Source organism: Agromyces excoecariae, from assembly GCF_051715505.1.
In the GTDB taxonomy this organism is placed as follows: domain Bacteria; phylum Actinomycetota; class Actinomycetes; order Actinomycetales; family Microbacteriaceae; genus Agromyces.
In genome coordinates, this window is record NZ_JBPSLA010000004.1 from 24,498 (window position 1) to 48,814 (window position 24,317).

Sequence of the window (24,317 nt, forward strand, 5' to 3'; positions counted from 1 at the left end):
GGTCGAGGCCCGGTTCGATCGGCACTGCGCCGCAGGAACCGGACTCGAACGGATCGCGCGCGGCCGGGTCGGTCGGCCTGGCCAACAATGCGCAGGCCGACCGTGCGCGCGCTGCGCGCGATGCGTCCGAGCCGCACCGCGCGCCGAGCGTCAGCGGGCCAGGCGGTCCTCCATGCCCCACGCCTGCCCGTAGCCGCCCTCGGCCTCGGCACGGGCCATGAGGTCGAGGAACGGCTTCGCGTCGAAGGCCTCCGGGCCGAGCACGCCACGGCCCGACCAGACGCCGGTCGCGAGCAGCTCGAGGGCGACGACCGGGTTGAGCGCGGTCTGCCAGACGACGCACTGCGCCTCGTACTCGCGCATCGTCCACTCGTTGTCGCTCACGTGGTACAGGTACACCTCGCGGGGCTCGCCATCCGTGCCGGTGCCCGTCACCCAGAGCCCGGCGCAGGTCTTGCCGGTCATCTTCGGGCCGATCGTGGCGGGGTCGGGCAGTGCCGCGGCGACCACGTCGCGCGGAGCGACCTCGACCGGGCCGTTCGCGCTCCGCACGCGCACGGGCGTGGTCGAGTCGAGCCCGAGCAGGTGCAGCGTCTTCAGCACGTTGATGAACTCGTCGCCGAGGCCGTACTTGAAGGTCACGCGCTTCGCGTCGACCCAGCGCGGCATGAGGAGCACCTCCTCGTGCTCGACGTTCACGCACTCGACCGGGCCGATGCCCTCGGGGAACTCGAACACCTCGGGCTCGCTGAACGGCGGCGTGGTGAACCAGCCGCGGTCCTTCTCCCACACCACGGGCGGGTTCAGGCACTCCTCGATCGTCGTCCAGATCGAGAACGACGGTGCGAAGATCTCGTTCCCCGCCTCGTCGCGCACGACGAGGTTCGCGCCGTCGCGCGTGCCGAGCTCGTCGATCTCGCTGAAGAGGTGGTCGGCCGCGTACCGCGCGAACACGTCGGAGAGGCCGGGCTCGACGCCCATGCCGACGAGCGCGAGGCGCCCGGCGGTCTCCCAGTCGTCGGCCTGCGCGAACTGGTCGTCGCCGAGCTTCACGCCGGTCTCGGCGTACGGCTCGGTCGGGTGCGGCTCCGACAGGCTCATCGCCATGTCGAGGTAGTCGGCCCCCGCAGCGAGGGCGCCGCGGAAGATCGACGGCACGAACTTCGGCTCGACCGCGTTCATCACGTGGGTGGCCCCGTGCTCGCGGGCGACGGAGGCCACGACCTCGGGATCGCTCGCGTCGACCTGCGCCGTGGCGAACCGGGCAGCCACGGCGTCGCCGTGCTTCGCGGCGATCCAGTCGACCGTTCGCCGCGCGCGGGATTCGTCGTAGTCGCTCACGACGAGGAGTTCGTAGAAGTCACGGCGGGCGGCGATCTTGGCGATGGCATCGCCCACGCCCCCCGCACCGATGAGGAGGATTCGCATGGTGGGTACGGTAGCCGTCATCCGCTGAATTGTCCAGTTGGACAATTGAACGGATGCGCGTCGGCGCATCGGTCGGCGCCGAGGCCTTCGGGAGGAACTTCCGATTCCGGTGCGGCGCGTCGCGGGCGTCGCAACGGCGTGTCCCGGCGTTCTTCCTCCCGAACGAGCCCGGCGACGACCGGTCGACGACGCCGAGACGCGAGCACGACGTCGGGATGAGGCTCGGACCCCCGAGTCAGTCGAACGCCGGAGGCAGGCCGCGCGAGGCCCGGACGATCGTGGCATCCGCCACCGCGCGCGTGACCGCCGCCATCACCGTCGGCCAGTCCTCGAGCACGTGCCGGGCACTCGGTCGGACCACCGGAACGCCGAACGCGTGACCGACGAGGGTTCGGTCCCGGTCACGATGGAACTCCTCCGGCCCCGAGTGGTGGGCGCGTCCGTCGATCTCGAAGAGGACCACGCCATCGATCAGTCCGTCGAACCGGCCGACGTTCGGGAAGCGCACCTGCGGCATGACCGAATGGCCCGCATCGACGAGCCTGCGGACGAAGAGGCTCTCGACCCCCGATTCGAGCCTTCCCGTGTACTCGTCGACGAGCACGCGCGTCGTCGCGACGCCCGCCAGGACGGCCTCGACCCCGAGGCGGGTCAGCACGCGCTCGTGCAGGACCGAGTCGACGGCCGCTCGCGCATGCTCCTCGGGGAGGCATCGCACCGCGCGCGCGAGCGCGGCCTCCGGTGAGACGATCCAGTCGAACGCCCGCTCCGGAGCCGGATCGGGCGCCCAGTGCACGCGCGGCGAGCCCTCCATCGCGGCACGGACTCCGTCTGCTCGCCGACGGTGGTGGGCGGCGAGCGGATGCCACACCCTCGACGCTCCTCCCCGGTACGACCGCGATGCAGGACGGATGTGCCCCGCGGACGGCGGTGCGTGCAGGTGCAGCACGTCATGCTCGCCGGCCCAGACCCCGAGCCGTCGCAGGGCCGAGACGCAGCCGATCGCGGCGCCGGTGGCGATCGCCTCGAGCTGCTCGCAGTCGGCCGACGGAGCGGCGATCCAATCACGCCGAGGCCGGAACACGTCCCCACGTGCGACGGCCCGCGAGATCTGCCGTCGATCGACGCCGTGGGCGATCAGCGTGCTGGCGCGGGCCACGTGGCCGAGCCGGGAGAGCTCGTCGAACAGTCCGGGCATGCGGCGAGCGTCGCGAATCCGGTGCACGCGCCCGTGCCGGTCGGCCGGATCCGGGGAACAGCCGTCGACAGACGGCCTCGGGAGGAGCGGTCGCGAACGGACGTGCTCCCACGGGAGGAGGATTCGGCCGGCATGCGGTGTGTCGCCCTGCGACACGCCGACCTGCGGCCGGAAGTTCCTCCCGAGGGTGCGACTGCATCCGTCAGCAGAAACCGGCGATGCCGTCCCAGGCTGCGGAAGGGCTCTCCACGCCCTCGCGGACGACGGCGGCCTCGATGAGCCCGTAGGGCCGGTCGGCGGCGAAGAACACCTCGTTCGGGTTGTCGAGCCCGAAGGGCGAGAGGTCGACCACGAAGTGGTGGTTGTTCGGCATCGAGAACCGGATCTCGGCGATGTCGTCGTGCGCCTCGAGGACCCGACGCCCCATGGCGAAGAGCGTGGCCTGCAACCCCGGCGAATACCCCTCGGCGAAGGCCTCCAGCAGCAGCGCCCGCACGCTCTCGAACCGCCCGTCGAAGTCCACGTCGGCGCGTGCGTAGCGCCACCGGGCCGAGACATCCGTCGCCAGGATGCGGTCGTGGGTCTCCGCCAGCGTCGTGTAGCGGTCGTGCGGGTAGTCCTCGAAGCCAGAGCCGGTCGACTTCATGACCGTGAGGTCCTTGAGCCCGGCGATGACATGGCGGGTGGCGCCCTCGGCGACGACGACGGCGGTGCGCACCTCGTGCCCCGACCGCACGAAGGCGTGGTCGTGCGGGGCACCGCCGACCGCGATGCGCTGCCAGGAGAACCGCTCAGCCGCCCACCGCCCGCCGGAGACCCACTCGAACGACGACACGAAGTGATCGGCCAGTCGCAGCAGGAACGCCTCGGGCGAGCCGATCCCGTCGCGGGCGAAGGCGAAGATCGTGTTCTTCTGGGTGTCGGTCGGCACGACGTGCGCGTTGTCGCCCACGAGGTGGGCGGCGGTGAAGTCGCCGCGCAACTGCGAGGTGACGTTCAGGTCGTCGATCTCATGGCGCGCGCTCTCGCGCGCGACCTTCACGACGCGCACCTCGGCCTTGCCGTACTGGTTGGCGCCGAGCACGATGGCGGGTTCGGACATGGTCAGCTCCCTCGGTAGGTGGAGTAGGCGAACGGGCTGAGGAGGAGCGGAGCGTGCACGTGCCGGCCGTCGTCGGCGACGTGGACGGTGAGCACCACCTCCGGGTAGAACGTCGGCGTGCCGCGTGCGGCGAACCACGCCGCGGTGTCGAAGCGGAGCCGGTAGTCGCCCGCGGGCAACTCGTCGGGGCCGATGCGGGAGATCCGACCGTCGGCATCCGTCACCGCGCGGTCGAGCTCGCGCCATCCGTCGCCTGCGCCGTCCCCGTCGCCGCCGCGGGCGGAGAGTGCGACGGCGACGCCCTCGGCCGGACGACCCGACGTGGCGTCGAGCACGTGGGTCGTGATGCGCGACCGCGATCGCGCGGCGTCCTGGTTGCTCATGCGAGGAGTCCCTTCAGTCGGAGCACGGCGATCTGGCGGAGCTGGTCGGCGACGACGGGTTGCTCCTCGTCGGGCGTGTGCCGAAGCCGCACGGTGAGCGCGTCGAGGATCTCGCGCGACGAGCGTCCGGCGGCGCGGATCAGGAACACCCGCCCGAACCTCTCCTCGTACGCGCGATTGCCCGCGGCGAGCGCGGCGTCGGCGGGGTCGACGCCCGCCTGTTCGGCGCGCGACATCGCGGCCTCCGCGCCCCCGCCGGACGGCCGCTCGCCGATCCGCGGGTGGTGGGCGAGCGCTGCCTCGACCTCGGCGGGCGTGAGCGGGCTCGCCGCGACCTCGGCGCGTGCGACGAGGGCGTCGATCGCGTCGTAGGGGCGACCGTCGACGAGTTCGGCGCACCAGCGGTCGACGTCGAGGCAGGGCCGGAGGAACGCGATCGCGTCGTCGCGGTCGGCCCCGTTGAACGTGTCAAGCGTGGACACGCGGTCCTCCATCCGATCGTGCCCGTCGGAGCAGCCGCCCGCGCGCCACCGTGCCGTCGACCTCGCGGCCGGCCAGGTAGGTCGCCCGCACGACCCCGACGAGCTCGCGGTCGGCGTACGGCGTGATCGGGTGCCGATGGTGGAGCGCCGCGGCATCGACCGTGAAGGCCTCGTCGGGCGCGAGGATCGCGAGGTCGGCGTCCGCGCCCTCGCGGATCCCACCCTTGCCGGCTCCGTCGAGGCCGATGAGTCGCGCGGGCCCCGCCGACATCCACTCCACGACGCGTTCCAGGCGGATGCCGCGGCGACGCGCCTCGGTCCAGACCACCGGCAGTCCGAGCTGGAGCGATGCGATGCCGCCCCACGCCACGGCGAAGTCGCCGTCGCCCGCGAACTTAACCGACGCGGGCGCCGGCGAGTGGTCGGAGACGATCGCGTCGATCACGCCGTCCTCGAGCGCCTGCCACAGCGCGTCGCGGTTCGTTGCCCCGCGGATCGGCGGGCAGCACTTGAACGCGGTGGCGCCGTCCGGCACGTCCTCGGCGGTGAGCACGAGGTAGTGCGGGCACGTCTCGACCGTGAGCCGGACGCCGTCGGCCCGGGCGCGGGCGATCGCGTCGAGGGCGGCCGACGAGCTGAGGTGGAGGATGTGCGCACGGGCGCCGGTTCGGCCGGCGGCCCCGATCACGGCCCCGATCGCCGCTCCCTCGGCGGCGTCGGGCCGGGAGGCGAGGAAGTCGGCGTACTGCCGGCTGTGCGGGTGCGGCGCGGCGTCGATGATCTCGGCATCCTCGGCGTGCACGATGACGGGCACGTCGGCATGGTCCCCGCGGTCTGCGGCGGGCTCGCCGCGTGACAGGACGGTCATCGCGCGCTCCATCTGCTCGGCCGTGACCGGCGGGAACTCCGCCACGCCCGAGTCGATGAGGAAGCACTTGAAGCCGAACACGCCCTCGGCGACGAGTGGCAGCAGGTCGGGTTCGTTGCCCGGCACGATCCCGCCCCAGAAGCCCACGTCGACGAACACGCGTCCGGTCGCCCGCGCCCGCTTCACCGCGAGCGCTGCGACCGACGTGGTCGGCGGGATGCTGTTGAGCGGCATGTCGACGATCGTCGTGACGCCGCCCGCCGCGGCGGCCCGAGTGGCGGTCTCGAACCCCTCCCAGTCGGTGCGACCGGGCTCGTTGACGTGCACGTGCGTGTCGACGAGGCCGGGGATGAGCACCTCGTCGGCGCCGAGACGCACGCGGTGGGCCGCCCTCAGCGCGGCGCCGGGCTCGGCGATGCGCGCGATGCGACCGTCGAGCACGGCGACCTGGGCGGGCGCGAACGCACCGTCGACCAGCACGCGGTCGCCGGTGACGACGAGGTCGAACACGACGGATGCCTCGGCGCCCCCGATCGGGGAGGCGTCGCCCTGCGGCATCCGCTCGCCCATGCTCACCCCGCCGTCCGCGCGCCGCCCGGCGGCGAGCCCTCGCCGACGCCCGGCCCGGTCAGCCGCACCTGCCGGTTCACGTCCTTGTAGAGCAGGTAGCGGAAGGGCCCCGGCCCGCCCGCGTAGCAGGCCTGCGGGCAGAACGCGCGGAGCCACATGAAGTCGCCCGCCTCGACCTCGACCCAGTCGCCGTTCAGTCGGTACACGCCCGTGCCCTCGAGCACGAAGAGCCCGTGCTCCATGACGTGCGTCTCGGCGAACGGGATCTTCCCGCCCGGCCGGAAGGTCACGATGTTCACGTGCATGTCGTGCGCGAGGTCGTCGGGGTCGACGAACCGCGTGGTCGCCCACGCGCCGTCGGTGTCGGGCATGGGCTGCGGCGCGACGTCCGCGTCGCTCGTCACGAACGAGGCCGGCGCCGGAATGCCGTCGACGGGCTCGTACGCCTTGCGGATCCAGTGGAACGAGGTCGCGGTGTCGCCGTCGTTCGCGATCGACCAGGCCTCGCCGGCCGCGACGTACGCGTAGCCGCCCGGACCGAGCACGTGTCGCGCGCCGTCGAGGTCGACGGTCAGCGACCCGGAGGTGACGAAGAGGACGCCCTCGACCCCGGCCTCGGCCTCGGGCCGCTCGGCTCCCCCGCCCGGCGCGAGTTCCACGATGAGCTGCGCGAACGTGGTCGCGAAGCCGGCGATCGGGCGGGCGATGATCCACGACCGGGCGCCCGTGAAGCCCGGCAGGTTGCTCGTGACGATGTCGCGCAGCACCCCCTTGGGAATCACGGTGTACGCCTCGGTCACGATGGCGCGGTCGGTGAGCAGCTCCGTCTGCGCGGGCAGTCCGCCCGTTGGGGTGTAGTAGCTCATTCGACCTCCTCGTCGGTGGATGCCGGCCGCCGCACGTCCGGTGCGGCAGCGGCGTCCGCCCAGCTCGTCATGCGCCTCGGGTTCGCGAGCGCGGCGAGGCCCGACCCGTCGAGCCCCGTGCCGGTCGCCACCTCCTCCACGGTGATCGCCCCGCACCGCACGCCTCGGAGGACGAAGTCGGCGAGCGCGCGCACCGTCGCGGGCTCGTCGAGCACGGCGGCCGACGTGCGGTCGTGCACGTGCCGCAGCCGTTCGGAGGCCTCGGCCCAGCCGTCGCGGTAGTAGGCGTAGGTCGCCAGGAACCTGGTGGGCAGCTGCGCCGGGTGCAGGTCCCAGCCCTGCGGGAAGCCACGTTCGAGCGAGCGCCGCACGAGGCGGGCGTGCAGGCGCCACGCCTCGTCCGCCAGATCTCCGATCGGCCGCACGTTCGAGGAGCCGTCGGAGAGCCGGATGCCGGTGCCGGCGACCGCGAGCTGCATGACCGCCTTGGCGTGGTCGGCCGCAGGGTGGGCGAGCGACTGGTGCGGCGCGGCGATGCCGAGCGCGGCCGTGTAGTCGTAGGTCCCGAAGTGCAGTCCCGATACCCGACCTCCCGCCGCGTGCGCGATGCGGGCGACGGGCGCGAGGCCGTCGGCGCCGAGCACGAGTTGCGGGGTCTCGACCTGCACCTCGAACCGGAGCCTGCCGTCGGGCAGCCCGTGGACGCGCTCGAGGGCGGCGGCCACCTCCGCCATCGCTTCGACCTGCGCGAGTGTCGAGACCTTCGGAAGCGTGAGTGCCAGCCCGTCGGGCAGGTCGCCGTGCTCGGCGAGCGCGGTCACGAACAGGTCGAGCGTGCGGATGCCGCGGGCCCGCGTCGCGGCCTCGAACGACTTGAACCGGATCCCGATCCAGGGCGGCGCGGTGCCCGCTTCGACTCCGGCGGCGACCTGCCCGGCAGCGCGCACGACGTCGGCGTCCTCGACATCGTCACCGCGGTCGCCGTACCCGTCCTCGAAGTCGACGCGGAGGTCCTCGACGGGTTCGCGCTGCAGCTTGCGCTCGACGAGCGGAGCCACGGTCGCGGCGACGTCTCGCGGGATGCCGACCGCGTTCGCGAGCGCCTCGACGCCCCCGGCCGAGTCCGCGGCGGCGAGCGCCTGCGCGCCCCACGCGGCCGGCAGGTCGTGGGTGACGGTGTCACCCGGGACGTAGACGGTGTGCACCGGCTGACGCGACCCGTCATCGCCGGGATAGGCCGACGCGAGCAGTCGATCCGTCTCGGCGAGGCGGTCGTCGAGCGACGTCGACAGCGTCGGAGGCAGCGCGGTCCGCACGGGTCAGCCCAGCAGCTCGTAGGCGGGGAGCGTCAGGAAGTCGACGTAGTGGTCGTCGAGGACGAGGTCGGCGACGAGCCGGGCCGCGCGCGCGTAGTGGGCCGCGTACGGCGCGGCAGGGGTCGCCGCGCGGAGCGCCGTCACCTCCTCGTCGAGCACCTCGCGCACGAGCTCGCGCGTCATCGTGCGACCGGTGTCGGCGAGCACCACGTCGTGCTGCAGTTGCTGCCAGACCTGCGAGCGCGAGATCTCCGCCGTGGCGGCGTCCTCCATCAGGCTGTGCAGGGCGACCGCGCCGCTGCCGGCGAGCCACGCCGCCGTGTACGCCACGCCCACCGAGAGGTTCGTACGGAGCCCCGCCTCGGTGACGGCACCGCCCGTCGAGGCGACGTCGAGCAGCTCGGCGGCCGTGACCTCGACCTCCGGTCGCTGCCGGTCGATCTGGTTCGGTCGCTCGCCGAGCACGTCGTCGAAGACCTCGCGGCACACGGGCACGAGGTCGGGATGCGCGACCCATGAGCCGTCGAACCCGTCGCCCGCCTCGCGGGTCTTGTCGGCCCGCACCTTGTCGAACGCGATCGCGGTCGCCTCGGGGTCGGCGCGGTTCGGCACGAACGCGGCCATGCCGCCCATCGCGACGGCGCCGCGCCGGTGGCAGGTCTTCACGAGCAGTTCGGTGTAGGCGCGCATGAAGGGCGCCGTCATCGCCACCGAGGCGCGATCGGGAACGATGAATTCGGGCCCTGCGTCGCGGAACACCTTGATGATGCTGAACAGGTAGTCCCATCGGCCGGCGTTCAACCCCGACGCGTGCTCGCGGAGCTCGAAGAGGATCTCGTCCATCTCGAATGCCGCCGGGATCGTCTCGATGAGCACCGTCGCGCGGATGCTCCCGGCGGGCAGTGCCATCCGCTCCTCGGCGAACGAGAACACGTCGTTCCAGAGCCGCGCCTCGAGGTGACCTTCGAGCTTCGGAAGGTAGTAGAACGGGCCCGCGCCCTGCTCGATGAGGGCGTGAGCGGTGTGCACGAAGTGCAGGCCGAAGTCGACGAGAGATCCCGACGCCCGCTCGCCGTCGACGAGCACGTGCTTCTCGGGCAGGTGCCAGCCGCGCGGTCGGGTGACCACGGTCGGCCGGCGGAGGTCGTCGCGGAGCGTGTACGACCTGCCCTCGGGCGAGGTCCAGGCGAGCGTGCCGTGAGCCGCATCCCGCAGGTTGCGAACGCTGCCGACGACGTTCCCCCAGGTCGGGCTCGACGCGTCCTCCAGGTCGGCGAGCCAGACGCGGGCTCCCGAGTTCAGCGCGTTGATCGCCATCTTCGCCGGAGCGGCGGGCCCGGTGATCTCGACGCGGCGGTCGGCGAGCGCGTCGGGGGGCGGGGGGACGCGCCAGTCGCCCTCGCGCACGTCGCGGGTCTCCGCGAGGAAGTCGAGCGGCTCACCCCTCGCGATGCGCTCCCGACGTTCGCGGCGTGCCGCCAGCAGTTCGCGTCGTCGCGAGTCGAACCGGTGATGCAGCTGCTCCACGAACGCGAGCGCATCCTCCGTGAGGATGTCGTCGTCAGCCACGCCGTCGGCGTGGACGATCTCGATGGTCATGCGGCGCTCGCTCCCTTCCGCTCCCTTGCGGGGTGGTTGCTCCAGGCCTCGCCCTCATCTTCGCGCAGAAGCGCGCGGGTCGGAACCGGCCTGCGCGCATGAGCGCGACCGGAAGCCGGGCCTGCGCGCGGCGTAGACTCCGGACAGAGGGAGCGAAGGCATGGACATCGTCGTCACCGTGAACGGCCGGCCGCGAGATGCCTCCGGCATCGCGGCCCACACCACTGCGCTCGATTGGCTCAGGTCGATCGGCCTGACCGGCGCGAAGGAGGGTTGCGCCGAGGGCGAGTGCGGCGCCTGCGCCGTGCTGGTCGCCACGCCCGACGGCGGCGGCACCGCGTGGACGGCGGTGAACGCCTGCCTCATGCCCGCCGCTTCGCTCGACGGCCAGGAGGTCGTGACCGCCGAGGGCCTCGGCACGCCGGAGCGGATGCACCCGGTGCAGGCCGCCCTCGCCGAGGCGGGCGGATCGCAGTGCGGCTACTGCACGCCCGGCTTCGCCTGCAGCATGGCGGCCGAGTTCTACCGGGCCGGAGCGGCGCGGAGCACGGGAGGCGGCGCGGATGGCGCAACCTCCGTCCGCGCCGGCGCCGACGGCGGCAACGGCGCCGTCGCCGGCGCCTCGCCGCCAGGTGGTCCCGAGCACTTCGACCTCCACGCGCTGAGCGGCAACCTGTGCCGATGCACGGGCTACCGACCGATCCGCGACGCCGCGCTCGGGATCGACACGAGGCCCGCCGCGGGCGACGTGCTCGCCGAGCGGCGCGCGCGGCCCGCGCCCGCCGCCCGCCCGACCCGCCTCGCCGGCGAGGGCGGACGATTCGTGCGGCCCGAGTCGCTCGACGAGGCGCTCGCCCTGCTGCACGTCGAACCCGACGCCGTCGCGATCGCCGGCTGCACCGACTGGGGCGTCGAGGCGAACCTGCGCGGGCGCCGCGCACCGCTCGTCATCGCGATCGACCGCCTCGACCAGCTGCGGGGCTTCCACGAGGACGACGCCGGCCTCGACCTCGGCGCCGCGCTCACCCTCACCGAGGTCGAGCGCGAGCTCGCGGGGCGCGTGCCGCTGCTCGCCGCGCTGTTTCCCCAGTTCGCGTCGCCGCTCATCCGCAACCGCGCCACGCTCGGCGGCAACCTCGGCACCGCCTCCCCCATCGGCGACGCGCCGCCCGCGCTCCTCGCCCTCGAGGCGCGGCTCGTGCTCGCCTCGCCCGACGGCGAGCGCGAGGTCGACCTCGCCGACTACTTCACGGGGTATCGCGAGACCCTCCGCCGGCCCGGCGAACTCATCCGCACGATCCGGATCCCGCGGCCGACGGCCAACCTGACCGCGTTCCACAAGGTCGCCAAGCGCCGCTACGACGACATCTCGAGCGTGGCCGTCGCCTTCGCGATCGACCTGGACGAGGAGCGCGGCACGGTCGCATCGGCGCGCATCGGCCTCGGCGGCGTCGCCGCGACCCCGATCCGGGCGCGGGCGACGGAGGCCGCGCTCGTCGGCCGCGAATGGTCCGCCGACACCGTGCGGGAGGCGGCCTCCGTGCTCGGCGGGGAGGGCACTCCAATGTCCGATCACCGCGCGAGCGCCGAGTACCGGTCCGCGATGCTCGCCCAGTCGCTGCTGCAGCTGCATCGGCGCACCGCGCGCGAGGGGGTGCCCGCATGAGCGAGCTCAGCGACCGCCCCGCCGGCGCCGTCGCCGGCACGCCCGTTCCGCACGAGAGCGCCCGGCTGCACGCGACCGGCACCGCCGTCTACACCGACGACCTCGCCGCCACCCGGCGCGACGTGCTCACGGCGTGGCCCGTGACCTCGACGCACGCGCACGCCCGCGTACGGCTCGACGTCTCGCCGGCGCTCGAGGTACCCGGTGTCGTGCACGTGCTCACGGCCGACGACGTGACGGGCGTCAACGACGCCGGCGCGAAGGGCGACGAACCGCTCTTCCCCCACGAGGCGCAGTACCACGGGCACGCGCTCGCGTGGGTGCTCGGCGAGACCGCCGAGGCCGCGCGGCTCGGGGCCGCCGCGGTCGTGGTCGACGCCGTGGAGCTGCCGTCGATCGTGACCGTCGAGGAGGCGATCGCCGCCGGCTCCTTCCAGGGCATCGCGCCGACCGTGCGGCGCGGCGACGCGGCATCCGCCCTCGCCTCGGCGCCGCACGTCTTCGAGGGCGTCAGCGTCGTCGGCGGGCAGGAGCACTTCTACCTCGAGACGCACGCGTCGTTCGCGCACGTCGACTCCGAGGGGCAGGTGTTCGTCGAGTCGAGCACGCAGCATCCGTCCGAGACGCAGGAGATCGTCGCGCACGTGCTCGGCGTGCCGAACCACCGCGTCACCGTGCAGTCGCTGCGCCTCGGCGGCGGCTTCGGCGGCAAGGAGATGCAGCCGCACGGGCTCGCCGCGATCGCCGCGCTCGGCGCCGTGCGCACCGGCCGGCCGGTGCGACTCCGCCTGACCCGCGCGCAGGACATGACCATGACCGGCAAGCGGCACCCGTTCCACGCGACCTGGCGGGCCGGGTTCGACGACGACGGGCGCATCCTCGGCCTCGAGGCGACGCTGACCTCGAACGGCGGCTGGAGCCTCGACCTCTCCGACCCCGTGCTCGGGCGCGCGCTGTGCCACGTCGACAACGCCTACTGGATCCCCGACATCGAGGTGCACGGGCGCATCGCACGCACCAACGTCACCTCGCAGACCGCCTTCCGCGGGTTCGGCGGCCCGCAGGGCATGTTCGTGATCGAGGACATCCTCGGCCGCGTCGCCCCGCAGCTGGGCATCGACGCCGCCGAGCTCCGCGAGCGCAACCTGTACCGTCCGGGGCAGACGACGCCGTACGGCATGGAGGTGCGGCACGCCGAGCGCCTCGGCGAGGCGTGGTCGCGCGTGCTCGACGAGGCCGACGTCGCGCGGCGGCGCGAGGAGATCGCGGCGGCGAACGCCGCCGATCCCGACGTGAAGCGCGCGCTCGCGATCACGCCGGTGAAGTTCGGCATCTCGTTCACCTTCACGGCCTACAACCAGGCCGGCGCGCTCGTGCACGTCTACCGCGACGGTTCCGTGCTCGTGAACCACGGCGGCACCGAGCTCGGGCAGGGTCTGCACACCAAGATGCTCCAGGTCGCGGCGACCGCGCTCGGCGTTCCGCTCGCGCAGGTGCGCCTCGCGCCCACGCGCACCGACAAGGTGCCGAACACCTCGGCGACCGCGGCCTCCTCCGGCGCCGACCTCAACGGCGCCGCCGTGAAGGACGCCTGCGACCAGATCATCGCCCGGCTGCGTCCAGTGGCCGCGAACGTGCTCGGCGTCGACGCGGCCGACGTGCGGTTCGAGGACGGCCGCGTCCACGGCGGCGACCCCGGCGTCTCCGTGCTCTTCGGCGAGCTCGCGGCGACCGCGTACGCCGAGCGCGTGCAGCTGTTCGCGGCCGGCTACTACCGCACCGAGGGGCTCGGCTGGGATCCCGCGACGATGACGGGCACGCCCTTCAAGTACTTCGCCTACGGCGTCGCCGCGAGCGAGATCGAGGTCGACGGCTTCACCGGCGCGACCCGGTTGCGGAGGGTCGACATCGTGCACGACGTCGGCGACTCGCTCTCGCCGCTCATCGACCTCGGGCAGGTCGAGGGCGCGTTCATGCAGGGCGTCGGCTGGCTCACCCTCGAGGAGCTGCGCTGGGACGAGACCGACGGCCCCGGCCGCGGGCGCCTGCTCACGCCGTCGGCGAGTACCTACAAGCTGCCGAGCTTTTCCGAGCTGCCCGACGAGCTCAACGTGCACTTCCTCGAGCGCGCGCACGAGGACGGCGCGATCTACGGCTCGAAGGCCGTGGGCGAGCCGCCGCTCATGCTCGCGTTCAGCGCGCGCGAGGCGATCCGCGAGGCCGTCGCGGCCTTCGGCCCGCCCGGGCACTCGGTCGAGCTCGCCGCGCCGTCGACGCCCGAGGCGGTGTTCTTTGCGATCGAAGCCGCGCGAGAGGCCGGTCGGGCGGCTGCGTCGGCCGCGCCACGGGCGACGGATGCCTCGGCCGAGCCGGTCGCGATCGACGCGACGGATGCCGCGTCGCGCACCGCGCGCGCCGGACGCGTGTCCGCCGACCGCTGACGGACGGTCGCCGATGGACTGGGTCGACGCCGTGCAGCGCCTCCGGGTCGCGCGCACGCCCGCGGTGCTCGTGACGCTCGCGATGGTGCGCGGCCACGCGCCGCGCAACGGCGGGGCGAAGATGGTCGTCGCCCGTGATGAGGTCGTGGGCACGGTCGGCGGCGGCAACCTGGAGCAGACGGCGCTGGCCCGGGCGAGGGAGATGCTCGCCGCCGGGGCCGCGGAGCCCGAACTGCTGACGCTCACGCTGAGCGACCGCGCCGCCGCGGACTACGGCGTGCAGTGCTGCGGAGGAGAGGTCACGATGCTGCTGGAACCCCTTCCGGTCGTCCCGGCCGTCGCGATCTTCGGCCTCGGGCACGTCGGGCTCGAGCTCGCGCGGATCCTGGCGCGGCATCCGCTCGAACTCGACCTCGTCGACTCGCGCGCGGCCATGCTCGCGCCGGATCGCCTCGGCGAGCCCGGCGTCTCCGGGCCCTTCGCCGATGCGGTCGCGACGATCCGGATCCACCACCTGCCCGTGCCCGAGGCGGCGCTCGCCGACCTGCCGACGGGGGCGCATGTGCTCGTCATGACGCACGACCACGCCGAGGACCTCGCGATCTGCGACGCCGCGCTGCGCACCCCCGGCCTCGCGTCGATCGGCCTCATCGGCTCGCGCTCGAAGTGGGCGCGCTTCCGTACGCAGCTCGCCTCGGCGGACCACGACGAGGCGGCGCTCGCCCGTATCGAGACCCCGATCGGCATCGACGGCATCCGCTCGAAGGAGCCGGCGGCGATCGCCGTCAGCGTCGCCGCCGAGCTGCTGCAGCGCGTCGAGCAGTCGCCGGCCGGCGGCTCCCGCAGCACCTGAACGCCGCTCGGGAGGAACTTCCGGGGCCGGCCCGGCGTGTCGCCCCGCGACACGCCGGGCGCCGGCCGAGATCTCCTCCCGAACTCTCGCGCACGGCACCGCGCGCTACTCGCGCGGGCGCGCCGGCGGCGTGACGTGCGAGGCCGCGACGGCGCGGTTGTGCTCCGCGATCGCGGCCGCTCGGGCGAGGCGCTCGCGTTCCATCCGCTGGGCGAAGACCGTCCAGACGAGGAGCGCGGCGCCGGCGCCCACGAGCGCGCCGCCGATCGTGTCGGTGATTCAGTGGGCGCCGAGGTAGGTGCGACTGATCGCCATGAGCACCGTGTAGACGGCACCCCAGAACCAGACCCAGCCGCGCGGGACGATGATGCCGAGCGTCACCGCGATCGTCGCGGCGTTCGCGACGTGCCCGGAGGGGAACGAGCCGAAGTCGGAGAGCACGATGATGTCCTCCGGACGGGCGCGCCCGAAGAGGTTCTTCAGCACCTGCACGACGAGGGCGCTGGCCGCCGATGCGGTGATGAAGTACAGCGCGGCCCAGGGCCTCCGGATGGCGAGCAGGATGACGGCGATCGTGATGGGCACGACGAACACGCCGATGATCCCGCCGCCGAGCGCGTTCATGCCGAACGCGAAGAGGTCGCCGATCGGCCCGCGGAGCGTGAAGATCTCCTCGGCCCACTCCTCGTCGATCTCGAAGACGGTTCCCGCGCGGAACAGGATCACGATGCCGAGCACCACCGCGATGACGAGCGAGGCGATCCCCGCGGCGAACGGCACGAAGCGGCCGACGTGCTCGGTGCGCTGCTCCCTGACGCCGGGGTCCAGGTCGACATCCGGGGCGCTCACCGGTCCTCGACCGTCGACGGTCGAGTCGAGGTCGGACGCGGTCCGGTCGGGTTCGCTCATGTCGACACGTTAGTCGCGCCGACCTGAGCCGCCGGTGCAGCGCCGCCGCGTGGCCCGAGACCCGGACGGAACGGCCCGCGGCGCCGTGGGACGAGCGGATGCCGCAGCCGGCATGCGGCACGCGGCATCCGCTCGTCGCGCCGATCAGTCCGAGAGCGCCGGCACGGTCTTCGGTCGCACGAGCAGCCACACCGAGGCGATCGCGATGATCGCGGCACCGAGCATGAAGGAGGCCATCGGGACCGCGTTGTGGATGCCGAACAGGCCGATCAGCGGCGAGATCGCGCCGGCCAGGCCGAAGTTCAGGGCGCCCAGCAGCGACGCGGCGGTTCCGGCCTCGGCCCCGTGGTGGGCGAGGGCGAGCACCTGCACGGCCGGGAAGGTGAAGCCGCACGCGGTGATGTAGATCCACAGCGGGATGGCGGTGCCCCAGAACCCGGCGCCCGAGGAGTCGAGCACGACGATCGCGATCGCCATCGCGGCGTGGACGATCGTCGTGCCGGCGAGCACGTACTGCGGCGGGATCGGGCCGCGGATCAGCCGCGACGAGGTCTGCACGCCGATGATGACGCCCACGGAGTTGACCGCGAAGAGCAGGCCGAACTCCTGCGGGCTGAACGCGTAGACCTGCTGGAACAGGAACGACGACGTCGACAGGTAGGCGAACAGCCCGGTGAACGTCATGCCGCCGATGATCGCGGCACCGAGGTAGATGCGGTCGCGGAACAGGGCGCGGTAGCGCTCGCGCATCGACGAGTGGCCCGCGATGTGGCGGCGCGACTCGGGCAGCGTCTCCACGATCAGGAAGGCGACCGCGAGGACGACGGCGACGCCGTAGCCGGCGAGCACCCAGAAGACGCCGCGCCAGTCCATGAACTGGAGCAGCTGCGAGCCGATCACGGGCGCGAGCACGGGAGCGAGGCCGTTGACGAGTGCGAGGCGCGAGAGCATCCGCACGAGCGGCTTGCCGCCGAACAGGTCGCGCACCATGGCCATCGCGACCACGCCTCCCGCGGCGGCGCCGAAGCCCTGCAGCAGGCGGAAGACCGCGAGCCAGGTGATGTCGGGAGCGAGGGCCGCGGCCACGGATGCCGCGATGTGCAGCACGGTCGCGAGGATCAGGGGCAGCCGGCGGCCGACCTTGTCGCTCCAGGGGCCGACGACGAGCTGGCCGAGGCCGAAGCCGATCATGGTGCCCGTGAGCGTGATCTGCACCGCGGCCGCCGAGACGCCGAGCTCGGACTCGAGCGCGGGGAACGCCGGCAGGTAGAGATCGACCGTGAACGGCCCGAGGGCCGTGAGCGCCCCGAGGACGAGCACGTAGACGAGCCGCTGACGGCGGCTGAGGAGGTCGCCGGGGTGGCGGGGTGCGGCGTAGTCGTCCGGTCGGACGATGGGGATGGAGGCGGTTGACATAGGCGGTTCCCGAGGCGTGCTGGAGTGCGGTTGCGGAGGCGGCTGCGCTGGCGCACGCCGTCGGGCGCCGGGCGAACAGGAACGGCGCCCCGTGGGGCGCCGTCGGGTGCGATCTCGGCCGTCCTGGCCTCGAATCGATTCGACTGAACTTCGAGTCTAGCGCGACGTCCCCCCGTCGACGCAAGCCGAACTGCGTTCGGATTCTGGCCGCAGGCCCCGCCGACGCCTCAGCCGGCGACCGAGAGCGGGTCGTCGAGGAGCCTCGTGAACGCCAGTTCGGCGGCGCCGATCATGAGGCGATCCTCACCGAGCGCGGCGACCACGACGTCGACGTCCTCCATCGCGGCGGGCATGGCCTGGGCGGCGACTGCCGCCCGGAGGGCATCGGGATCCTGCTCGGCGAGCGTCGCGAGGAACCCGCCGAGGATCACGAGCGACGGGTTCAGGACGTTGACGGCGTTCGCGAGCGCGGTCGCGAGGATGCGGCGCTGGCGATCGAGCTCCGATGCGATCGCGGGGTCGCCCGCCTCGACGGCCGAGCGGATGGCTCCCGCCAGCGTCGGCTCGTCCGCCGAGCGGATGCCGACCGCCTCCAGCAGCCTGGCGCGGCCGACCTCGTCCTCGAGCACGCCGCCGTCGGCACGTCGGTCGTCGGATGCGGCGATCCCGGGTCGGTTCTGCCCGAACTCGCCCGCGTAGCCGCTGTGGCCGCCGACGGCGCGCCCGTGCACGACGAGACCGCCGCCGATGCCGCTCGCGCCGCCGTTCAGGTAGACGAGGTCGTCGACGCCGCGCCCCGCGCCGAACAGGTGCTCGGCGAGCGCGCCGAGGCTCGCGTCATTGCCGACCGTCGTCGGAATGCCGGTGGCCTCCTCGACGAACTCGCGTACGGGCGCGTCACGCCACTCGAGGTGGGGAGCGAACCGCACGAGCCCGTCGGCGGCACGCACGAGCCCGGGCACCGCGAGGCCGACGCCCGCGAACCGCGCGTGAGCCAGGTCTCCCGCCCGCCAGCGATCGATCGCGTCGGCCACGAGCAGTGCGGTACGTTCGGGCGTCACCAGGTCGTCGACCTCGATGCGCTCGCGCACGTCGATGCGGCCGCCGAGGCCGACCGCGGCGAGCGTGACGGCGTCGACCTCCGGATTCACCGCGACGGCGACGACGCCCGGGTGCGCTGCGACGACGGGCGACGGGCGACCGACGCGGTTGGTCGGGCCGGGGGCGCGCTCCTCGACGAGTCCGAGCTCGACGAGTTCGCCGGCGAGCGAGGCCACGGTCGAGCGATTCAGCCCGGTGAGCGCGGTGATGCGCGCGCGCGACAGCGGGCCCTCGAGATGAGCGAGCCCCAGGATCCTCGCGAGGTTGCGTCGATGCACCCCGTCGAAGCTGCCGGTGCTGCCGTTGCTGCGGTCGGTCACGCGCACCACTCTAGGTTCGCCCGAGCACGAACGTGCGCTCCCGCGCCGAATATGTTGCGCTTGACCGCATATCGGGCGCAGCGTATATTCGTCACGTCCAGATCACTTTCGACGTTGTGGTCGAAATTTTCGAGAGGTTCGATGATGAACAGACGCAGCACCACGCGGCTCGTCACGCTCGCCGCGGCGACCGGGCTCGCCGTCGCCTCGCTCACCGGCTGCGCCGGCGGCGGCGACGAGGGCGGCGATGGCGAGGTCACCCTCACCTGGTGGCACAACGGCACGACGGGTCCACTCCCCGAGGTCTGGGAGGAGGTCGCGCAGGAGTTCGAGGAGGCGCACCCCGGCGTGACGGTCGAGCAGACCGGCTACCAGAACGAGGACCTGCAGCGCACGCTCATCCCGAACGCCCTTGCGGCCGGCGATCCGCCCGACCTCTTCCAGGTCTGGCCCGGCGGCGAGCTCCGCGACCAGGTCGAGAACGGCTACCTGATGCCGCTCGACGACGCGATCCCCGACACGATCGACAGCGTGGGCGCGACGGTGAACCCGTGGCAGGTCGACGGCGCCACCTACGGCATCCCGTTCACCTTCGGCATCGAGGGCTTCTGGTACAACACCGACCTCTTCGAGCAGGCCGGCATCGACGAACCGCCGACCACGCTCGACGAGCTGATCGACGACGTGGGCGCGCTCCGCGAGGCCGGCATCACGCCCATCGCGGTCGGCGCGGGCGACAAGTGGCCCGCCGCGCACTGGTGGTACCAGTTCGCCCTGCACTCCTGCTCCCCCGAGACGCTGCAGTCCGCCGAGACCGAATTCGACTTCAGCGACGACTGCTGGGTCGAGGCGGGTGAGCAGCTCGAGGACTTCCTCGGCATCGACCCGTTCCAGGAGGGCTTCCTCGGCACGCCCGCCCAGCAGGGCGCGGGCAGCTCGGCCGGCCTCGTCGCCAACGGCCAGGCGGCCATGGAGCTGATGGGCCACTGGAACGCCGGCGTCATCGGCGGCCTCACGCCCGACCAGCAGGTGCCCGAGTTCCTCGGCTGGTTCCCCTTCCCCGGCATCGAGGGCGCGGCCGGCGACCCGACCGCAGCGCTCGGCGGCGGCGATGGGTTCGCCTGCTCGGCCGAGGCTCCGCCGGAGTGCGCCGAGCTGCTCGAGTTCATCATGAGCGAGGACATCCAGGCGAAGTTCGCCGCCAGCGGCGCCGGAATCCCCACCGTCCCCGCCGCGACGGAGTCGCTCGAGGACCCGAACCTGAAGCTCGTCGCCGACGGCCTCGCGGCCTCGTCGTTCGTGCAGCTCTGGCTCGACACGGCCTTCGGCACCACCGTCGGCAACGCGATGAACGACGGCATCGTCAACCTCTTCGGCGGCTCAGGCACGCCCGACGAGATCGTCACGAAGATGCAGGACGCTGCGGCGACGCTCTGATGACCGCAACGCTCCAGCCGGGCGGGGCCCCCCCCCCCCCCGGCCCCCCCCCCCCCCCCCGCCCCCCGCGCCCGCGCGCCACCGCGGCTCCGCAGCGCGGCGAGATCGTGCTGCTCGTGGGCCCCGCCCTGATCCTGTTCCTCGGCTTCGTGATCCTGCCCGTGATCCTCGCCGCGGTCTACAGCCTCTACAACCTGCCCCCGGCGTTCCGCTGGGAGCAGCTGGCAGAGCCGGACCGCTTCGTCGGCTTCGCCAACTACCAGCGCGCGTTCGAGTCCCCCGAGTTCGTGCGGGCGATCGGCAACAACTTCATCATCCTGTTCGCGTCCCTGCTCATCCAGGGACCGCTCGCGATCGGCATCGCGCTCCTGCTCAACCGCCCGTTGCGCGGTCGCACGGCGCTCCGACTCCTCATCTTCGTCCCCTACGTGCTCGCCGAGGTCATCGCCGGCCTCGCCTGGAAGCTGCTGCTCCAGCCGACGGGTGGCGTGAACGCCATGCTCGAGGCGCTCGGGCTCGGCTTCCTCCAGCAGAACTGGCTGGCCGACCCGAGCATCGCGCTGTGGACGCTGTTCTGGATCCTCACGTGGAAGTACCTCGGCTTCGCGATCATCCTGATGCTCGCCGGGCTCCAGGGCGTGCCGGAAGAGCTCGCCGAGGCCGCCGCGATCGATGGCGCCAGCTGGTGGCAGATCCAGCGGCACATCACCATCCCCCTGCTCGGTCCGACGATCCGGATCTGGGCGTTCCTGTCGATGATCGGCGCGCTCCAGCTGTTCGACATGGTGTGGGTCACCGTCGCGCCGACCGTGCGCGGCATGGCCACCGAGACCATGGCGACCTACATGGTCCAGCAGGGCCAGTTCGCGGGCCAGCCGGGCTACGGCAGCGCCATCGCCGTCATCCTGTTCTTCATCTCGCTCGCCGTTGCGCTGATCTACCAGCGCCTCGCCCTCCGCCGCGACCTCGCCGGAGCCGTCACCCGAGGAGTGCGCTGACATGACCGCGACGACCTCCATCACCACGGGGCGACCCGAGGACGACCTGCCTCCGCGCCGCGCCGCCGGTCGTGGCATCGACTGGGGCCAGCCCTTCGTGTACCTCGTCGCGCTCGTCGTCGCCGCGGTCGCCATCGGCCCGGTGCTCTACGTCTTCCTCGGCGGGTTCCGCACGACGGCCGACCTCAACGCCGACCCGGCGGGCCTGCCCGACCCGTGGACCGTGCAGAACTGGGCGAACGTGCTCGGCTCCGAGCGGTTCTGGGGCAACGTGCTCGCGAGCGTCATCCTCGCCGTCGGCACCACCGCCGGCGTCGTGATCGTCGGCATCATGGCCGCGTTCGTGATCGCGCGCTACGACTTCCGCGGGCGGCAGGGTCTCTACACCCTCTTCACCGCTGGGCTCATGTTCCCCCTCACGGTCGCAGCGCTGCCGCTCACGCTGCTCCTGCGCACGCTCGGGCTCCACGGGTCCTACCTCGGGGTCATCATCCCGTCGATCGCGTTCGCACTGCCGACGACGATCATCATCCTCGTGCCGTTCCTCCGCGCCATCCCCGACGAACTCGAGGAGGCGGCGTCCATCGACGGCACGAGCCGCATCGGGTTCTTCTGGCGGATCCTCCTGCCGCTGTCGATGCCCGGGCTCGTGACGGTCGGCGTGCTCGCGTTCGTCGGCAGTTGGAACGGCTACCTGCTGCCGTTGCTCGTGATCTCGACGGGGACGCTGCCGCAGGAGCTCTGGCCGCTGCCGCTCGGCGTCACGCAGTTCTCGACCCAGTACTCGCAGGACACGGCGGCGGTGCTCGCGTACACGTCGCTCGCGATGATCCCGGCGCTGGCGTTCTTCCTCGTCGCCGAGCGTCGCATCGTCGGCGGCCTGCAGGGGGCGGTGAAGGGATGACCGCGATCGATCCGACGACCCCGGTGACGGATGCCGCCTGGCGCGACCCCGCACGGTCGATCGACGAGCGCGTCGCGGCCCTCATGGCCGAGATGACGCTCGACGAGAAGCTCGCGCAACTCTACGGCGTGTGGGTCGGCGCTGCCGACGACGGTGGCGGCGACGTCGCCCCGCACCAGCACGACCTGAACGACGACGTCGACCTCGACGCACTGCTCCCCTCGGGGCTCGGCCAGATCACGCGGCCGTTCGGCACGGCGCCGGTCGACGCCGCAGTCGGCGCGCTCTCGCTCGCGCGGATGCAGCAGCGGATCGTCGGGGCGAGCCGGCTCGGCATCCCGTCGGTCGCCCACGAGGAGTGCCTTGCGGGCTTCGCCGCGTGGGGCGCCACCGCCTACCCGGTGCCGCTCTCGTGGGGCGCGTCGTTCGATCCGGTGCTCGTCGAGCGGATGGCGCGCCGCATCGGGACCGACATGCGCTCGGTGGGGGTGCACCAGGGCCTTGCGCCCGTGCTCGACGTCGTCCGCGACGCGCGCTGGGGCCGCGTCGAGGAGACCATCGGCGAGGATCCGTACCTCGTGGCGACGGTGGGCACGGCGTACGTGCGCGGGCTCGAGTCATCCGGCGTCGTCGCGACCCTGAAGCACTTCGTCGGCTACTCCGCCTCGAAGGGCGGGCGCAACCTCGCGCCCGTCTCGATCGGGCCGCGCGAGCTCGGCGACGTGCTGCTGCCGCCCTTCGAGATGGCCGTGCGCGAGGGCGGGGCCCGGAGTGTGATGAACTCCTACTCCGACCTCGACGGCGTGCCGTCGGCGGCGGACCGGTGGCTGCTCACGGAGCTGCTGCGGGAGACGTGGGGGTTCGAGGGCACGGTGGTCGCGGACTACTTCGCGGTCGCCTTCCTGAAGCTCCTGCACGGCGTGGCCGACACGTGGGCGGATGCCGCGGCCGCGGCGCTCGAGGCGGGCATCGACGTCGAGCTGCCCACGGTCAAGGCATTCGGCGAGCCGCTGCGGGCCGCGATCGAGTCGGGCGCGGTGGACGTGGCCCTCGTCGACACGGCCCTGCGCCGCGTGCTGCGGCAGAAGGCCGAGCTCGGCCTGCTCGACGCCGGCTGGTCCCCCGTGCCGGCCGCACTCGGGCGGCTCGGCCTCGCCGACGCCGACCTCGCGGAGGCCGATGCGGCCCACGCCGACCGGCTCCGCGGCCGCATCGACCTCGACCCGCCCGGCAACCGCGCGCTCGCGCGCGAGCTCGCCGAGCGCGCGGTCGTGCTCGTGCGGAACGACGGGACGCTGCCGATCGCGTCGCCGCCGGTGATCGCGGTGATCGGCCCGAACGCCGACGACCCGTACGCGATGCTCGGCTGCTACTCGTTCCCGACGCACGTCGTGACGCAGCACCCCGGCGTGGAGATCGGCATCCGAATCCCGACCCTGCTCGACGCGCTCCGCGCGGAGTTCCCGGGCAGCGAGATCCGGCACGCGGTCGGCACGAGCGTGGACGGCGGGGAGACCGACGGATTCGCGGAGGCGGTCGGGCTCGCGGCATCCGCGGACGTCGTCGTGCTCGCGCTCGGCGACCGGGCCGGACTCTTCGGCCGCGGCACGAGCGGGGAGGGCTGCGACGCGGAGTCGCTGGCGCTGCCCGGCGCGCAGCAGGCGCTCGTCGACGCGGTACTCGACACGGGGACCCCCGCGGTCCTGACGCTGCTCGCGGGGCGCCCGTACGCGCTCGGACGGGCCGCGACGGAGGCGGCCGGCATCGTACAGGCCTTCTTCACGGGCGAGGAGGGGGCCGGGGCGATCGCGGGCGTGCTCAGCGGTCGGGTGAACCCGAGCGGGCGCCTGCCCGTGTCGATCCCGTCGACGCCCGGCGCACAGCCGACGACCTACCTCGCCGCGCCGCTCGCGCGGGCGAGCGACGTCTCGAACGTGGATCCGACCGCGGCGTTCCCCTTCGGCCACGGACTCGGGTACACGACGTTCGAGTGGTCGTCGTTCGCGGGCGACGAGTCGTCGATCGCGACGGATGGCACGGCGACCGTGCGGCTGCGTATTCGGAACGCCGGCGAGCGCGCCGGGGCCGAGGTCGTGCAGCTCTACCTGCACGACCCCGTCGCCTCGGTCGTGCGACCCGTGCAGCGGCTCATCGGCTTCGCGCGCGTCGTGCTCGAGCCGGGCGCCGCCGCCGACGTCGGGTTCAGCGTGCCGGCGGACCTCACGTCGTTCACCTCGCGCTCCGGCGCGCGGATCGTCGAGCCGGGTGAGATCGTGCTCTCGGTGGGGCGTTCGAGCGGTGACCTGGTGCACGCGCACCGCGTGCGGTTGGACGGGCCGACTCGCGTGGTCGACCATCGGCGGACGCTGCATCCGACGATCGCGATCGACCGGGTGGCAGGTGTGAGCGGGTGACCGGATGACGCGGTGACCGTCGGGGTCGGCCGACGTCCGGTGTCGG

Annotated in this window: 20 protein-coding genes; 7 read left to right on the forward strand and 13 right to left on the reverse strand. The window is 73.0% G+C overall.

The window, feature by feature from the left end; all coding sequences use genetic code 11:
- Positions 1–150: 150 nt before the first annotated feature.
- The 9 genes from ACSJD1_RS04870 to aceB all read right to left on the reverse strand — a co-directional run bounded on the left by ACSJD1_RS04870 (position 151) and on the right by aceB (position 9,812).
- Positions 151–1,428: a saccharopine dehydrogenase family protein gene (locus ACSJD1_RS04870; protein WP_438854187.1), complete on the reverse strand. Its 1,278-nt coding sequence runs from the start codon at positions 1,426–1,428 to the stop codon at positions 151–153.
- Positions 1,429–1,663: 235 nt separating this feature from the next.
- Complete coding sequence (locus ACSJD1_RS04875) at positions 1,664–2,626, reverse strand: hypothetical protein (protein ID WP_438854188.1); 963 nt, start codon at positions 2,624–2,626, stop codon at positions 1,664–1,666.
- 202 nt (positions 2,627–2,828) lie between these two features.
- Positions 2,829–3,728, reverse strand: coding sequence for a factor-independent urate hydroxylase (pucL, locus tag ACSJD1_RS04880; protein ID WP_438854189.1), 900 nt, complete (start codon positions 3,726–3,728; stop codon positions 2,829–2,831).
- A gap of 2 nt (positions 3,729–3,730) precedes the next feature.
- The gene (gene uraH, locus ACSJD1_RS04885; protein WP_438854190.1) at positions 3,731–4,111 is read right to left on the reverse strand and encodes a hydroxyisourate hydrolase; all 381 of its coding nucleotides are present in this window, start codon (positions 4,109–4,111) and stop codon (positions 3,731–3,733) included.
- Entirely contained in the window at positions 4,108–4,593 is a 486-nt protein-coding gene (uraD, locus tag ACSJD1_RS04890; protein WP_438854191.1) for a 2-oxo-4-hydroxy-4-carboxy-5-ureidoimidazoline decarboxylase, read from the reverse strand. Before uraD ends, uraH begins: the two co-directional genes overlap by 4 nt.
- Positions 4,580–6,019 carry an allantoinase AllB gene (gene allB / locus ACSJD1_RS04895; RefSeq protein WP_438854552.1) on the reverse strand — a complete coding sequence of 480 codons (1,440 nt, stop codon included), beginning with the start codon at positions 6,017–6,019 and terminating at the stop codon, positions 4,580–4,582. Before allB ends, uraD begins: the two co-directional genes overlap by 14 nt.
- 14 nt (positions 6,020–6,033) lie before the next feature.
- Positions 6,034–6,897 (reverse strand): bifunctional allantoicase/(S)-ureidoglycine aminohydrolase, encoded by an 864-nt coding sequence (locus tag ACSJD1_RS04900; protein WP_438854192.1) that lies wholly within the window; start codon positions 6,895–6,897, stop codon positions 6,034–6,036.
- Positions 6,894–8,213, reverse strand: a complete 1,320-nt coding sequence (locus tag ACSJD1_RS04905) for a DUF6986 family protein (RefSeq protein ID WP_438854193.1) — start codon at positions 8,211–8,213, stop codon at positions 6,894–6,896. Before ACSJD1_RS04905 ends, ACSJD1_RS04900 begins: the two co-directional genes overlap by 4 nt.
- Positions 8,214–8,216: 3 nt before the next feature.
- Positions 8,217–9,812, reverse strand: a complete 1,596-nt coding sequence (gene aceB / locus ACSJD1_RS04910; protein ID WP_438854194.1) for a malate synthase A — start codon at positions 9,810–9,812, stop codon at positions 8,217–8,219.
- A gap of 160 nt (positions 9,813–9,972) precedes the next feature.
- Between aceB and ACSJD1_RS04915 the strand changes: the two genes are divergently transcribed.
- Genes ACSJD1_RS04915 through xdhC form a run of 3 tightly spaced genes read left to right on the forward strand, consistent with a single transcriptional unit; the run spans position 9,973 to position 14,772 of the window.
- Positions 9,973–11,478, forward strand: a complete 1,506-nt coding sequence (locus ACSJD1_RS04915) for a xanthine dehydrogenase small subunit (protein ID WP_438854195.1) — start codon at positions 9,973–9,975, stop codon at positions 11,476–11,478.
- Complete coding sequence (xdhB, locus tag ACSJD1_RS04920) at positions 11,475–13,919, forward strand: xanthine dehydrogenase molybdopterin binding subunit (RefSeq protein ID WP_438854196.1); 2,445 nt, start codon at positions 11,475–11,477, stop codon at positions 13,917–13,919. The genes ACSJD1_RS04915 and xdhB overlap by 4 nt, the downstream gene beginning before the upstream one ends.
- Before the next feature lie 13 nt (positions 13,920–13,932).
- Positions 13,933–14,772 (forward strand): xanthine dehydrogenase accessory protein XdhC, encoded by an 840-nt coding sequence (gene xdhC / locus ACSJD1_RS04925; RefSeq protein WP_438854197.1) that lies wholly within the window; start codon positions 13,933–13,935, stop codon positions 14,770–14,772.
- A 105-nt stretch (positions 14,773–14,877) separates the two neighbouring features.
- On the opposite strand, the gene ACSJD1_RS04930 is transcribed toward xdhC, so the two are convergent.
- The 4 genes from ACSJD1_RS04930 to ACSJD1_RS04945 form a co-directional block, all read right to left on the reverse strand.
- Positions 14,878–15,024, reverse strand: a complete 147-nt coding sequence (locus ACSJD1_RS04930) for a hypothetical protein (RefSeq protein WP_438854198.1) — start codon at positions 15,022–15,024, stop codon at positions 14,878–14,880.
- A gap of 27 nt (positions 15,025–15,051) precedes the next feature.
- Positions 15,052–15,681: a phosphatase PAP2 family protein gene (locus ACSJD1_RS04935; RefSeq protein WP_438854199.1), complete on the reverse strand. Its 630-nt coding sequence runs from the start codon at positions 15,679–15,681 to the stop codon at positions 15,052–15,054.
- A gap of 144 nt (positions 15,682–15,825) precedes the next feature.
- Positions 15,826–17,097 carry a multidrug effflux MFS transporter gene (locus ACSJD1_RS04940; RefSeq protein WP_438854200.1) on the reverse strand — a complete coding sequence of 424 codons (1,272 nt, stop codon included), beginning with the start codon at positions 17,095–17,097 and terminating at the stop codon, positions 15,826–15,828.
- A 227-nt stretch (positions 17,098–17,324) separates the two neighbouring features.
- Positions 17,325–18,518 (reverse strand): ROK family protein, encoded by a 1,194-nt coding sequence (locus tag ACSJD1_RS04945; RefSeq protein ID WP_438854201.1) that lies wholly within the window; start codon positions 18,516–18,518, stop codon positions 17,325–17,327.
- 144 nt (positions 18,519–18,662) lie between these two features.
- Between ACSJD1_RS04945 and ACSJD1_RS04950 the strand changes: the two genes are divergently transcribed.
- From ACSJD1_RS04950 to ACSJD1_RS04965, 4 genes are all read left to right on the forward strand, one after another.
- The gene (locus ACSJD1_RS04950) at positions 18,663–19,955 is read left to right on the forward strand and encodes an ABC transporter substrate-binding protein (protein ID WP_438854202.1); all 1,293 of its coding nucleotides are present in this window, start codon (positions 18,663–18,665) and stop codon (positions 19,953–19,955) included.
- Positions 19,956–20,071: 116 nt separating this feature from the next.
- Positions 20,072–20,953, forward strand: coding sequence for a carbohydrate ABC transporter permease (locus tag ACSJD1_RS04955; RefSeq protein WP_438854203.1), 882 nt, complete (start codon positions 20,072–20,074; stop codon positions 20,951–20,953).
- 1 nt (position 20,954) lies between these two features.
- Positions 20,955–21,857 carry a carbohydrate ABC transporter permease gene (locus ACSJD1_RS04960; RefSeq protein WP_438854204.1) on the forward strand — a complete coding sequence of 301 codons (903 nt, stop codon included), beginning with the start codon at positions 20,955–20,957 and terminating at the stop codon, positions 21,855–21,857.
- On the forward strand, positions 21,854–24,271 hold the full coding sequence (locus ACSJD1_RS04965) for a beta-xylosidase/alpha-l-arabinosidase (RefSeq protein WP_438854205.1): 2,418 nt from the start codon (positions 21,854–21,856) through the stop codon (positions 24,269–24,271). The genes ACSJD1_RS04960 and ACSJD1_RS04965 overlap by 4 nt, the downstream gene beginning before the upstream one ends.
- Positions 24,272–24,317 lie beyond the last annotated feature (46 nt).

Coding starts and splice junctions, on each gene's coding strand:
- ACSJD1_RS04870 (WP_438854187.1), bottom strand. CDS start 1,428: ATGCGAATCCTCCTCATCGGTGCGGGGGGCGTGGGCGATGCCATCGCC.
- ACSJD1_RS04875 (WP_438854188.1), bottom strand. CDS start 2,626: ATGCCCGGACTGTTCGACGAGCTCTCCCGGCTCGGCCACGTGGCCCGC.
- pucL (WP_438854189.1), bottom strand. CDS start 3,728: ATGTCCGAACCCGCCATCGTGCTCGGCGCCAACCAGTACGGCAAGGCC.
- uraH (WP_438854190.1), bottom strand. CDS start 4,111: ATGAGCAACCAGGACGCCGCGCGATCGCGGTCGCGCATCACGACCCAC.
- allB (WP_438854552.1), bottom strand. CDS start 6,019: ATGCCGCAGGGCGACGCCTCCCCGATCGGGGGCGCCGAGGCATCCGTC.
- ACSJD1_RS04900 (WP_438854192.1), bottom strand. CDS start 6,897: ATGAGCTACTACACCCCAACGGGCGGACTGCCCGCGCAGACGGAGCTG.
- aceB (WP_438854194.1), bottom strand. CDS start 9,812: ATGACCATCGAGATCGTCCACGCCGACGGCGTGGCTGACGACGACATC.
- ACSJD1_RS04915 (WP_438854195.1), top strand. CDS start 9,973: ATGGACATCGTCGTCACCGTGAACGGCCGGCCGCGAGATGCCTCCGGC.
- xdhB (WP_438854196.1), top strand. CDS start 11,475: ATGAGCGAGCTCAGCGACCGCCCCGCCGGCGCCGTCGCCGGCACGCCC.
- xdhC (WP_438854197.1), top strand. CDS start 13,933: ATGGACTGGGTCGACGCCGTGCAGCGCCTCCGGGTCGCGCGCACGCCC.
- ACSJD1_RS04935 (WP_438854199.1), bottom strand. CDS start 15,681: ATGAGCGAACCCGACCGGACCGCGTCCGACCTCGACTCGACCGTCGAC.
- ACSJD1_RS04940 (WP_438854200.1), bottom strand. CDS start 17,097: ATGTCAACCGCCTCCATCCCCATCGTCCGACCGGACGACTACGCCGCA.
- ACSJD1_RS04950 (WP_438854202.1), top strand. CDS start 18,663: ATGAACAGACGCAGCACCACGCGGCTCGTCACGCTCGCCGCGGCGACC.
- ACSJD1_RS04960 (WP_438854204.1), top strand. CDS start 20,955: ATGACCGCGACGACCTCCATCACCACGGGGCGACCCGAGGACGACCTG.
- ACSJD1_RS04965 (WP_438854205.1), top strand. CDS start 21,854: ATGACCGCGATCGATCCGACGACCCCGGTGACGGATGCCGCCTGGCGC.